Origin of the sequence: Flavobacterium dankookense (assembly GCF_004362665.1) — a bacterium.
Lineage (GTDB): Bacteria > Bacteroidota > Bacteroidia > Flavobacteriales > Flavobacteriaceae > Flavobacterium > Flavobacterium dankookense.
Map to the genome: position 1 here is coordinate 24,979 of NZ_SNXR01000015.1, position 12,874 is coordinate 37,852.

11 protein-coding genes and 2 tRNA genes are annotated in these 12,874 nt (G+C 32.6%); 6 read left to right on the forward strand and 7 right to left on the reverse strand.

Going from position 1 to position 12,874, the window contains the following annotated elements:
- Window positions 1-153 precede the first annotated feature (153 nt).
- Entirely contained in the window at window positions 154-1,287 is a 1,134-nt protein-coding gene (gene folK, locus BC748_RS10355; protein ID WP_133533426.1) for a 2-amino-4-hydroxy-6-hydroxymethyldihydropteridine diphosphokinase, read from the forward strand.
- Window positions 1,288-1,291: 4 nt separating this feature from the next.
- On the opposite strand, the gene BC748_RS10360 is transcribed toward folK, so the two are convergent.
- From BC748_RS10360 to BC748_RS10370, 3 genes are all read right to left on the reverse strand, one after another.
- A complete protein-coding gene (locus tag BC748_RS10360) occupies window positions 1,292-3,427 on the reverse strand; it encodes an Ig-like domain-containing protein (protein ID WP_133533427.1) in 2,136 nt (711 codons plus the stop codon).
- A 56-nt stretch (window positions 3,428-3,483) separates the two neighbouring features.
- Window positions 3,484-4,014 (reverse strand): RNA methyltransferase, encoded by a 531-nt coding sequence (locus tag BC748_RS10365; RefSeq protein WP_133533428.1) that lies wholly within the window; start codon window positions 4,012-4,014, stop codon window positions 3,484-3,486.
- 86 nt (window positions 4,015-4,100) lie between these two features.
- On the reverse strand, window positions 4,101-4,565 hold the full coding sequence (locus tag BC748_RS10370) for a DUF1573 domain-containing protein (protein ID WP_133533429.1): 465 nt from the start codon (window positions 4,563-4,565) through the stop codon (window positions 4,101-4,103).
- 152 nt (window positions 4,566-4,717) lie between these two features.
- Between BC748_RS10370 and mutS the strand changes: the two genes are divergently transcribed.
- The 5 genes from mutS (at window position 4,718) to BC748_RS10395 (ending at window position 8,424) form a co-directional block, all read left to right on the forward strand.
- Window positions 4,718-7,324, forward strand: a complete 2,607-nt coding sequence (gene mutS / locus BC748_RS10375) for a DNA mismatch repair protein MutS (protein WP_133533430.1) — start codon at window positions 4,718-4,720, stop codon at window positions 7,322-7,324.
- Window positions 7,325-7,467: 143 nt separating this feature from the next.
- Window positions 7,468-7,540 (forward strand) — tRNA-Gly (locus tag BC748_RS10380).
- A 14-nt stretch (window positions 7,541-7,554) separates the two neighbouring features.
- Window positions 7,555-7,640: transfer RNA gene (locus BC748_RS10385), tRNA-Leu, on the forward strand.
- Window positions 7,641-7,659: 19 nt separating this feature from the next.
- A complete protein-coding gene (locus tag BC748_RS10390) occupies window positions 7,660-7,965 on the forward strand; it encodes a GIY-YIG nuclease family protein (RefSeq protein ID WP_133533431.1) in 306 nt (101 codons plus the stop codon).
- 84 nt (window positions 7,966-8,049) lie between these two features.
- The gene (locus BC748_RS10395; RefSeq protein WP_133533432.1) at window positions 8,050-8,424 is read left to right on the forward strand and encodes a DUF1508 domain-containing protein; all 375 of its coding nucleotides are present in this window, start codon (window positions 8,050-8,052) and stop codon (window positions 8,422-8,424) included.
- A 57-nt stretch (window positions 8,425-8,481) separates the two neighbouring features.
- On the opposite strand, the gene BC748_RS10400 is transcribed toward BC748_RS10395, so the two are convergent.
- From BC748_RS10400 to BC748_RS10415, 4 genes are all read right to left on the reverse strand, one after another.
- A complete protein-coding gene (locus BC748_RS10400; RefSeq protein WP_133533433.1) occupies window positions 8,482-8,709 on the reverse strand; it encodes a PG1828 family lipoprotein in 228 nt (75 codons plus the stop codon).
- A gap of 139 nt (window positions 8,710-8,848) precedes the next feature.
- Window positions 8,849-11,008: a S46 family peptidase gene (locus tag BC748_RS10405; protein WP_133533434.1), complete on the reverse strand. Its 2,160-nt coding sequence runs from the start codon at window positions 11,006-11,008 to the stop codon at window positions 8,849-8,851.
- A 5-nt stretch (window positions 11,009-11,013) separates the two neighbouring features.
- Window positions 11,014-11,460 (reverse strand): GNAT family N-acetyltransferase, encoded by a 447-nt coding sequence (locus tag BC748_RS10410; protein WP_133533435.1) that lies wholly within the window; start codon window positions 11,458-11,460, stop codon window positions 11,014-11,016.
- A gap of 89 nt (window positions 11,461-11,549) precedes the next feature.
- Window positions 11,550-12,809, reverse strand: a complete 1,260-nt coding sequence (locus BC748_RS10415) for a 3-deoxy-D-manno-octulosonic acid transferase (RefSeq protein WP_133533436.1) — start codon at window positions 12,807-12,809, stop codon at window positions 11,550-11,552.
- Window positions 12,810-12,874 lie beyond the last annotated feature (65 nt).

The following is a 12,874-nucleotide window of genomic DNA, read 5'->3' on the forward strand; positions in this document are numbered from 1 at the left end:
ATTTTTCAATTACTTAACAAAAATAATGCCTTTTAGGGTAATCATCTTCATTGTTTATATAATTTTTAAGAATTTTATCACTAAAATAGTTATCAACAGCCTGATTGTTTTTTTATCTAATCTGAAATAGTTTTATTTAATTTGTGCCTACGTATGAGTAAGCAGCATCAAGTAATTTTATCGTTAGGAACTAATCAAGGTAATCGTCTTGAAAATATTGAGCGTTGCATTACCGCAATTCATCAAGAAATTGGTACTGTTATTAAAGTTTCAAAGCTTTATGAAACGCCATCTTGGGGTTTTGAAAGTGAAGATTTTTACAACTGTGCTTTAATTGTTCATACATACAAAACAGCACACAAAGTTTTGGATGAAGTATTGCTTTTAGAAGAAGCTTTGGGCAGAGTTCGTTCTGAAGTGGAAGGTTATCAGGCTAGAATAATTGATATCGATGTCATTTCTTTTGATGAAGAAATAATTGCTACCGAAAAATTAAAATTACCACATCCTGAAATGCAAAATCGTTTGTTTGTTTTGCTGCCAATGCGTGATTTAAATTTGGATTGGCGTCATCCAATCTTGCAGCGATATCTACACGAGTTACTTGTGCTTTCAGAAGATAAAAGCAATTGTAAGTTTGTTCAAAACCTAGAAAATCCCATTGCGAAAATAAAGTTAAGTGACTTTAATTATATTGCCATTGAAGGAAATATTGGCGCAGGAAAAACAACATTGGCAAATAAATTAGCCGAAGATTTTAATGCAAAAATGGTTTTAGAACGTTTTGCTGATAATCCGTTTTTGCCAAAATTTTATGAAGATCAAAGTCGCTATGCTTTTCCACTCGAAATGTCATTTTTAGCCGATAGATATCAGCAAATTTCAGATGATTTAGCGCAATTTGACTTGTTTAAGGATTTTGTTGTAGCCGATTATCATATTTTTAAATCCTTGATTTTTGCAAAAGTTACACTGGCCGAAGATGAGTTTCGATTATACAAAACGATGTTTGACATTATTTATAAAGAAATGCCAAAACCAGATTTGTATATTTATTTGTATCAGAATACGGAACGATTACTGCAAAATATTAAGTTGCGTGGTAGAAGTTATGAGCAAGAAATTCCAGCCGAATACTTAGAAAAAATCAACAGCGGTTATTTGGATTATATTAAATCACAAAAAGATTTGAATGTCTTAATCATTGATGTTTCGAATAAAGATTTTCTTCAAAATCAAGAAGATTATGCTTTTATTTTAGAAGAAATCCAGAAAAAACTTCAATAAACAATTATCTTTTTAAACTAAAATGTCCTTTTTTCTCAGGCAAAGTTGCATCAATTATTGCCGAAAACCAATAATCATCACTTTGTAACAATGCGCCATTAAATGTTCCGTCCCAAAGCGGATTTTGAGAATTTAAAATGGTGATTAATTTACCGTATCTATCAAAAATTGAAATTTTCGGATTATTATAAAAACTCATCCCTTTGATAGTCCAATAATCATTATATCCGTCGCCGTTTGGAGTGAAAACAGATGGATAAACAATATGTGAAAAAGGAAAATCATCAAAACCACAATTATTTTTATCATTTACAAAAGCAATATAAATTCCTCCAGTTGGAAGGTAAAAAGTGTTTGATGATTGATAGTTAATTCCGTCAATAGAATATTCAAAATCGCCGGGATTGGTTTCAATTGTTGCAAAATTATTTGAAATAGTAACATTTGAAATAGTTGGCGATTCATTTACGTTTACAATAAAGTTTTGATTGATTGAACATCCAAAACTATTTGTGATTTTTACTGAAAAAGTTGCTTCGGTTGATGCCAAAATACTTTGTGATAATTCACCAGTTGACCATTCATAATCCATTCCATTGATTCCTGCGGTCAAAGTTATTTCATCATTTTCACAAATTGTAATTTCAACATCGCTTACCGCAGGTGGATTTTGATTTACAGTGATATCCACAGTTGTTCTTGGATTTGAAATACAGTTGTTATTGTCTGACTCTACATAATAGGTTGTAGATGCATTTAGAACTGGAGTTGTAAAAGGATTTCCTGTAAAAATAGGAGTTGTTGATGCTATATCGTCATACCATTTTACTACTCCAATAGAAGTATTTGCGTTTAGTGCGATTGAATTTCCTTCACAAAGTGGAGTTGTAGCATTAATGTTTAAAATGGGTCTTTCAAAAACAGTTACTGTTATCGGTGTTCGATTAAAAGTTGTACAACCTACAGGAAAAGCATCTAAATAATAAGTTGTAGTAGTATTTAAAATTGGTGTTGTAAAGGAATTTCCAGTTGTAATTGGACTTCCGCCGGTTTGAGTATCATACCAAGAAATGGTTCCGTCAGTTGCAGTTGCATTTAAAGTTACTGAACCCGAATCGCAAATTCCATAACTACTAACTGGATTTATAACCGGAATAATAATAGTTGTACTTGTCGAAATATTTAAAACTGGATCGCCAGGCATTCCGCCATATTCTACGATATATCCTTTGGGTTGATAATTGCCGCTTGCTTCTCCAGTGTTAGATAAATCATTCCACGAACCAGGAATTCCAACGCCTGGTGCAGTTATATGAGCATAGTCTTCGTCTCCAGCATTGTTTGGTTCTCCATTATTCCATTTTGCATATGATGATGTAAATCCATTTATTCCTCCATTCCAAAAAATAGTTCCAATTTCTGGTCCAGTCATCCATCTCCAAATTCCTTCTATTTGTTCATCGCTTCCGCCAATCCATCCAGCTCCAGCAGCTTGTTCTCCAGAGAGTTGTGCTTCATCCGCTGAGGCTATAGTTGCTAAATAACCTTGAAGTCCATAATAAGTACTGTTTTCGGCTGCAATTTTTGCATTTGACCAAGTTATTCCAACATTGGGAACATATTGATAATAATGATCTGTTGAGGGTAAATAATTTGCTTGACCAACTGTGATGGAAAAAGTTCTAGTTCCAGATGGATTTGTTGTGTTATTTTGAAATACAATATCTTTTACCGCAGCTATAATTTCGGCATAAGTTGGCTGACTAGTAATGCCAGTTACAGTTAGTTTTCCTGAAGCTTGGTTCCAACTCGAAGTTATGTTGGGATGAATTCCTGTCAATGTTAATACATCTTGCCCGTTTACATATCCAGATGAAATTTGAATATAAATGGCATCAATTCCTGTATCATCAGGATCAACAATATTAAAATCGGTAACAATTTTAGTTTGAGTTTGCGGACAATAGATTTGATTTCCCGTTGCTGTTAGAATGGGAGCAACATTTGAAAGCGGATTTTTTGGCTTGTTTTTTTTCCAAAAATGAGTTTGCAACTGATTAATTTTCAGCGAGTCATTCGTTGGATTGTGTCCGAAAATAAATTGAAAGAAAAATAAAAAGAGTAAAACTGATTTTTGCATCGTTAAAATTAGAGAAAATAAATCGTATAAACTCTTAATAAAATCGTAATGAAATGTTAGAATTTCATTTTTTGAAACAAATCCCAAACCACAATTCCAGCACTTACTGAAATATTTAGCGAATGTTTGGTTCCCAATTGAGGAATTTCAATTGTCCCATCACAAAGTTCAATTGCTTTTTGATTTACGCCATATACTTCATTTCCAAAAACTAAAGCATATTTTTTTTCTTTTTCTACTTTGAAATTTTGAAGAAATGTAGCGTTTTCTACTTGTTCAATTGCATAAACTGCTATCATTTCATTTTTAAGTTTTTCAATTACAGCAAGAACATTTTCCTGATATTCCCACATAACAGTTTCAGTAGCGCCAAGAGCTGTTTTGTGGATTTCTTTATTTGGAGGAATGGCAGTTATACCACAGAGATAAATTTTTTCAATCAAAAAAGCATCAGATGTTCTAAAAACAGAACCAATATTGTGAAGACTTCTGATGTCATCGAGAATAATAACGATAGGCGTTTTTTTAGCTTCTTTAAAATCAGCAATTGATTTTCGCTCTAGTTCTTTATTTTCAAGCTTTCTCATTTTAGAATTTTTAGACAAATATATTCAAAAAAAATCTCGTCTCATTTTTACAACGAGACGAGATTTTTAAAATCAGTAATTAATAATTAACTTTTTGTTGGTTCAGCTGCTGGAGCGTTGTCAACAACAGTTCCTTTTATAGTAAGAACTTTTGGTGTTTCTGAAGCGTTTGATGTTACAGTTACAGTTTTTGTAAAAGCACCAACTCTGTTAGTGTCATATTTTACACCAATAGTAGCTTTTGCGCCAGGAGCAATTTCTCCTTCAGGTTTTGTTGGAACTGTACAGCCACATGAACCTTGAGTGTTAGTAATTTTTAATGGTTTTGTACCATTGTTAGTCAATACAAATTCTCTTTTCCCGTCAGCACCTTTTGCAATTGTTCCATAATCAATGGTTTCATTTTCGAAAACTAATCCAGCACCGTCAACTTTTGGTGATGCAGTAATAGTTGCAGCAGTTTCTTTTTTTACAGCTTTTTTTGCTGTTTGAGCATTTGTTGTTGCAATACCGAAAACCGTTACTGCAGCTAATAAAATTATTTTTTTCATTTTAAAAAGTTTTTAAGTTACAGGACAAAACTATCTAAATTTTCATTGCGTGATTTATTTTTTACCTTAATTTTAAATTAATTTTTTTTAAGTAATCTAATCGTTCTAAAATATTTAAATTCGCTTTTTCATAAATTTAAATTCAAAATCCATTGTCAGCTAAAGAAATTCAAACGAAAGAAACGCCTTTAATGAAACAATACAACGAGATAAAAAGAAAGTATCCCGATGCTTGTTTGCTTTTTAGAGTTGGTGATTTTTATGAAACTTTTGGAGAAGATGCTATTCGGGCGTCAAAAATTCTAGGAATTGTTTTAACCAAACGTGGCGCAGGAAGCGAAACCGAAACGGCACTAGCAGGATTTCCACACCATTCGTTAAATACTTATTTGCCAAAATTAGTGAAAGCAGGACTTCGAGTAGCAATTTGTGATCAATTGGAAGATCCAAAAATGACTAAAACAATTGTAAAACGTGGTGTTACAGAATTAGTAACTCCTGGAGTTTCTATGAATGATGAGGTTTTACATGCTAAATCTAATAATTTTTTAGCTTCAGTGTATTTTGGAAAAAAACAACTGGGCGTTTCTTTTCTTGATGTTTCAACAGGTGAATTTCTTACATCGCAAGGCAATGAGGAATACATAGATAAGCTGTTGCAGAACTTTCAACCAAGTGAAATTTTAATTCAAAAGAACAATAAAGCGGCTTTTAAACATAGTTTTGGCGATAATTTTAATGTGTTTTATTTGGAAGATTGGATATACAAAGAGGATTATGCTCAAGAAATATTGACCAATCATTTTCAAACGAATTCCTTAAAAGGTTTTGGTGTAGAAGAACTTATGGAAGGAATTGTAGCTTCAGGAGCAATTTTATATTATTTATCAGAAACACAACATAATAAAGTTCAGCACATTACCAATATTCAAAGAATAGCTGAAGATGCCTATGTTTGGATGGATCGATTTACCATTCGAAATTTAGAATTATATCACAGTCACTCTCAAAATGCGGTCACACTTTTGGATGTAATTGATAAAACGCTTTCGCCAATGGGTTCAAGATTATTGAAACGTTGGTTAGCATTGCCTTTGAAAGATATTCATAAAATTAGAAATCGACATGAAGTTGTTTCCTATTTGAATGAAAACCAAGAAATTCTTCAAAAAATTCAATATCAAATTAAGCAAATCTCGGATTTAGAACGATTAATTTCGAAAGTTGCAGCTGGTAAAATTTCACCACGAGAAATTATTTATCTTAAAGAATCGTTGGATGCCATTATTCCTATAAAAAATTTGGCATTAGAAAGTAAACAAGAAGCGGTTCGAATAATTGGCGACAGTCTTCACGGTTGTGATTTGCTTCGCGAAAAGATAAAAACAACGCTCAATCAAGATGCGCCAGTTGCTATTGCTAAAGGAAATGCAATTGCAACAGGAGTTCATCAGGAGTTAGACGAATTGCGAAAAATTGCCTTTTCTGGAAAAGAATTTCTAGAAGGAATTGAAAAAAGAGAATCGGAACTCACAGGAATTTCCTCCTTAAAAATTTCATTCAATAATGTTTTTGGTTATTATATTGAAGTTCGAAATACTCACAAGGATAAAGTTCCAGCGGAATGGATTAGAAAACAAACTTTAGTTAATGCCGAAAGATATATTACCGAAGAATTAAAAGAATACGAGTCAAAAATTCTAGGTGCTGAAGAAAAGATACACCAAATAGAAACACAATTATTTGTACAGTTAGTGAATTGGATTTCGACTTACATTAAACCAGTTCAGTTAAATGCTAATTTAGTTGCACAGCTGGATTGTTTAACTTCGTTTGCCCAGCTTGCAATAGAAAACAACTATGTTTGCCCAATTCTTGATGAAACTTTCGACCTAGAAATTAAAGAAGGTCGTCATCCTGTGATTGAAAAACAATTGCCTGTTGGTGTTCCGTATATTTCAAACGATGTTTTTTTAGACCGAGAAACACAACAATTGATCATGATTACTGGTCCAAACATGTCTGGTAAATCAGCTATTTTAAGACAAACCGCTTTGATAGTTCTTTTAGCCCAAATGGGAAGTTTTGTTCCAGCTGAAGCCGTAAGAATGGGAGTTGTTGACAAAATATTCACCAGAGTTGGTGCTAGTGATAATATTTCAATGGGTGAATCGACGTTTATGGTTGAGATGAATGAAACGGCTTCGATTTTAAATAATATCTCAGATAGAAGTTTAGTGTTATTAGACGAAATTGGTCGTGGAACAAGTACCTATGACGGAATTTCAATAGCATGGGCAATTGCTGAATTTTTGCATGAAAATCCAGCCAGAGCCAAAACGTTGTTCGCCACACATTATCACGAATTGAATGAAATGAGTGAATTGTTTCCGCGTATTCAGAATTATAATGTATCGGTCAAAGAATTAAAAGACACTGTTTTATTTATACGAAAATTGGTTAAAGGCGGAAGTGCTCATAGTTTTGGTATTCATGTAGCAAAAATGGCTGGAATGCCACAGACGGTAATTCAAAAAGCGCAAAAACTACTTAAAAAATTAGAAAAAAACCATTCAAACGAATCGCTAAATGGTGTTAAAGCTGTTAAAGATGAAATGCAATTAAATATTTTTAGTCTTGATGATCCTTTGCTAGAAGAAATTAGAGAAGATATTCTTGCGCTTGATATAAATACTTTAACGCCAGTAGAGGCTTTGATGAAGTTAAACGAATTGCGAAAAATGCTTCAAAAAAAATAAGTATTCGCTATTGATTTTGCTATCAAGCATTTATCATGGTTAGAATTTTTTTTCTATAAAAACGTTTGCATTATTCAATTTTAGTATTACATTTGCATCCGCAATACGGAACAAGTATTGATGTTCAAACAAAATTTGAGAATGCGAAAATAGCTCAGTTGGTAGAGCGCGACCTTGCCAAGGTCGAGGTCGCGGGTTCGAGCCCCGTTTTTCGCTCAACTATCATAAATGCTCGGATGGTGAAATTGGTAGACACGCTGGACTTAAAATCCAGTGAACAGCAATGTTCGTGCGGGTTCAAGTCCCGCTCTGAGTACAAAAGCTTCAAACTATGTTTGGAGCTTTTTTTATTGTATAAAACGTATCTTGTCTATATATTATTTTCAGAAAAACTCGATAGATATTATGTTGGAACAACTGATGAAGTCGAGAGAAGATTAAATGAGCATAATTCAGGTTTTTATACTGGTGTGTTTACATCAAAAGGAATTCCTTGGCGATTATGTTTGAGTTATAATTGCAAATCAAGTAAAAAGGCTTATGCTTTAGAACGATTTATTAAGAGAATGAAATCAAGAAAATTCATAGAGAAATTGATTGATGACAAACGGCTTATTGATGATATAGTTGGGAAGTTATGATAGCGGGTTCAACTCCGAAGCTTCGGAGCCGCTCTGAGTACAAAAGCTTCAAACTATGTTTGGAGCTTTTTTTATTTAAAAAAAATGGGAACATTCGTAATTACAAAACGGCAAAATGGTTATTATAAATATGAATTTACCTCAAGAAAAGGTAAAACCATATTTGTTAGTAATGATTTTGAATTACGATTTGAATGTGAAGATGATATTGAAGTGTTGAGAAAAGCAATTGACGATGTCTTTTTTATGAAGTTTAAATCTAAAAACGGAAAGTTCTTTTTTAAAATTATTTTAAAAGAAAAGGAAATAGCTGTCAGCCGAAAATATACTACGCAATTATTACTCCAAAAAGGAATTGACGAAATAGTTAGAACGATTTCAAAATCAGAAGTACTTGATTTTACTGTTCAAGATTTTGCGTTTCCACCAGCTGAGGATATTTTTGATAACATTCCTTAAGTATTGCGCAAAAAAAAGCCCTGCAGAGCAGAGCTTAAAACTAGAATTAAATTCTAATTATTTTTTTGCAGCGTCAGCAGCTTCTTCTACTTTTTCAGCAGCTCCTTCAACAGCTTGAGCAGCAGAATCTACAACTTGAGCAGCAGAATCTACAACTTGAGCAGCAGTATCTACAACTTCAGTAGCAGTTGAGTCAACAGCTTCAGTAGCAGCAGCATCAGTTTGTTTACAAGATACTACAGTTAATGTAGCGATAACAGCTAAACTTAAAAATACTTTTTTCATCTTACTTAATTATAAAAGGTTAATTATTAATTCGGAGCAAAGATATAAATTTTTTTATTTCGAAAAACTTTTATTTAACTTTTTTTAAAATCTCTAACTTTGAATTCCGATTTTTATTTTACAATAATTGTGCCAAACTTTATTTTTTAACTTGTTTTTTTGATTTTGGGTAAATTATATTTAATTCGTCTATTATATTTTGGGCTCCAGCAAATTTATCAATGATGAATAATATGTATCGAGCATCAACCATGATGTTTCTGCAAATATCTGGTGAGTAATAAATATCACTCATTGTTCCTTCCCAAACTCTATCAAAATTCAAGCCAATTAAATTGCCATTTGCATCTAATGCTGGACTTCCAGAGTTTCCACCTGTTGTATGATTTGTTGCAATGAAACAAACTGGCATTTTTCCTTTGTGGCTGTATTTTCCATAATCTTTTGTATCATACAATTCGATTAATTTTTTTGGAACATCAAATTCATAATCGCCAGGAACATATTTTTCCATCACACCATCAAGATAGGTTATTGGTTCATACAGAACGGCATCATTTGGTTTATAGCCTTTTACTTTTCCATAGGTTACGCGTAAAGTGCTGTTTGCATCAGGAAAAATTCGTGCTGATTTTGGGCTCAACTCCAAAATGGCTTTCATATAGGTTCTTTGTGTTGCAATATTTTTCAAATTGATTTCATCATATTTTGGCACCACACTTTTTGTGTAAGAATCGGCCATCGCTTTCAAAATCTGATAACCTTTATCGTTATTGATTTTTTCTAAAACTGTTTTGGAATCACCTTCCAACAAACTTCTGAAATCTTGTAGGTTTACTAATTTTGAGTTGGTGTAAATATCGTTTGCTAATTTATTGGCATCTAAATTTTTCAATTCATTTGGTAGAAATTGACTTGGTAATCTTTTAGCATAAATAGCAATCAATTGTTCAAATACATTTTTGTCAACTGTTGGATTAAAATCTTTGTAGAATGCATCAATACCTTTTGATAAATTATTTTTTCTATCGGTAAAAGCTTGCTCGCCTTTGGTTGCCAATAATTGTTCTAATTGATATAAGCGATAACCGTTTTGTAATAACTCAGTATTTCGCATTGCAACTTCAGAGAATAAATCTCTTGCTAGGGCATAATCTTTTATTTCAGTATAATTTTTCTCGAAATCGCTCAATAAATTACCATATTCAGCTTGTTTTCCTGCTTTGATAACTTTTTCCTGAAATTCCTTTTCAAATTTTTGTTTTACACCTATAGCATTTGATTTTTTCAAACCTTTGGTTTCGCCAATCCATTTTTTCCAATAATTGGCAATACTTGCATACTTGGATGCATATTGGATTTTGATAGCATTGTCTTTTCGCATAAAACCATCTTGAACTTTCAAAGCTGCATCACGAACTTCAATTTTTGCCGGATTTGTAGTGTTTACAATTTGTTCTACAGCAACAGCAGGCAAATATTCCTGAGTTCTTCCGGGATAACCCATAACCATCGTGAAATCATTTTCCGAAATTCCTTTAGCAGAAATAGGGAAGAAGTGTTTAGGTTTATAGGGAACGTTGTCTTTTGAATATTCCGCTGGACGGTTATTTTTGTCTGCATAAATTCTAAATAACGAAAAATCTCCGGTATGTCTTGGCCAAACCCAGTTATCAGTGTCTGAACCAAATTTACCAATAGAACTTGGTGGCGCACCAACCAATCGTACGTCTTTGTAGTTTTCGATTACAAATAATAAGTATTGATTTCCGTCATAAAACGTTTTAATACTATTTTCTTGCCATGATTCTTTAGGCAAAGTTTTAGTTAATGTACTGATGTTTGCCTGAATTTTTTTCTGTTTTTCAGCCTCAGATGTCATTGTTTCTGTTCCTTCTAGAACTTTAGTCGTTACATCTTCAATTCGGATAATGAAGGTTACATATAAATCTTTGTTTGGTAATTCATCGTCCATTTTATAAGCCCAAAAACCATTGGTCAAATAATCATTTTCCACCGTTGAATGACTTTGAATATTGTCGTAACCACAATGATGATTGGTTAGAAGCAAACCTTTATCCGAAATCATTTCGGCAGTACAACCGCCATCAAAATGAGGAACAGCATCTTTTAAACTGGATTTGTTAATCGAATAAATGTCTTCGGCAGAAATCTTCATGCCGAGGTTTTTCATTTCGCTTTCGTTCATTCCTTTTAATAAAGAAGGAATCCACATTCCGCCTTGTTGCGCTTGTGTTTGAATGAAAACGAATAGTAATAGTAATTTAATGTATTTCATATTGTTTAGTATAGTTTGTATTTTAAAATTTTTCGATTATGAATTTCAAAACCGTTGGCAAGATACAATTTTTGTGCGTTTTGATTGTGATGTTCCACCTCAAGATAGAGCAGTTTTAACGATAATTTAGCAGTTTGCTCTTTTATAAATTGAATTGTTTTTGCTCCAATTCCTTTTCCTCTTGCCGATTCGTTGAGGTATAATTCGTCCAGAAAAGCAATTCGACCTTTGTATTCAAAACTGAATATAAAAGTTAAAATTACGTAACCTACAATTTCTCCTTCATGATAAATAAGCCAACATTTGCCTAAATTTTCATCAATAATGAATTCTTGAAATAATTTTTTAGTGGTTTCAATGTCGATAGGATAATTATCTATTGCATAGAACTCTTGCATCATTTTAGTGATGGTTTCGATTTGGGATAATTCTAATGGTTGGAAGTTTGTCATTTTTTACCTATTTATCATTCCGAGGAACGAGGAATCTCATATTATAATGTGTAAAGTTGTGCGATTCCTCGTTCCTCGGAATGACAAAATTATGGATTGATATGATTCATGATAGTTTGCGTCGCACCCTTATTCATTTGAACAAATGTTTCACAAATATGTCCTTTTTCATGGCGAATGTCTTCGTTTGAAATCAAATTATCAAAAGCTTCGTTCAATTCGTTTTGATTTTTGATAGAAATACAACCTTCTTGATGAACCAAAGCCGTTGCTTCGGCAAAATGAGAATAATTTGGACCAAGAATAATCGGAATACCAAAAGTTGCCGGTTCTAAAAGATTATGTACACCGGGATTTCCAAATCCGCCGCCAACATAAGCGATATCAGCATACGAATAAATTTTTGTCAAAATTCCAATGGTGTTGATAATGAAGACATTGAAATTAGATAAATCAAGGTTGTTTTTCTCTGAAAATAAAACTGTTTTTTTTGTGATTTGTGATTTGAGATTTGAAATTTGTTCTTCCTTTATATTATGTGGCGCAATAATAAATTTAATTTCTTCCGAAGATTGATTGATGTAATTTATCAATAATTCTTCGTCTTTTGGCCACGAACTTCCGATGACGATGGTTGTACATTTTGTCACTCCGAGCGCAGTCGAGGAGCTTTTTGTAAAACTTTCAATAAAATCAAGCGAATTATCTCTTTCCAAAATCGAAACCACTCTGTCAAATCGTGTATCGCCCGAAATTTTTACATTTTGAAATCCTAAGCTTTGAAGTAATTTTTTCGAACTTTCATTTTGTACAAAAAAGTAATCAAATGTTTTAAGCGCTTTTCGATAAAATCCGCCATACCATTTAAAAAATGCCTGGTTTTCTCTAAAAATTCCTGAAATTAGGTACGTTGTAACATTGGATTTTTTTAATTCATTCAAATAATTGGGCCAAAATTCATATTTGATGAAAAAAACCATTTCAGGATGAACGAGTTTGAGAAATTTTTTAGCATTTGATTTGGTGTCCAAAGGCAAATAAACTGTTGCATCAGCAATAGTATTGTTCTTCCTAACTTCATATCCCGAAGGCGAAAAAAAGGTAACTACAATTTTATGATTGGGGAATTTTTCTTTGATTTTTTCCATTACAGGCAAACCTTGCTCAAATTCGCCCAGTGAAGCTGCGTGAAACCAAATCGTTTTATCTGAAGGTTTGATTTTGTCTTCCAAGGTTTGAAAAACAGCTTTTCTACCATTAACAAAAAGTTTTATTTTCGGACTGAAAACAGCAACAATTTTTACACCTAAACCTGCAATTTGAACCAAGAGATTGTAAAGAAAAAACATAACTTATGAATTGTGACGCTAAAATACATCAGTTTGTAGAATTTTCATTGGAATAAGTCATTAAA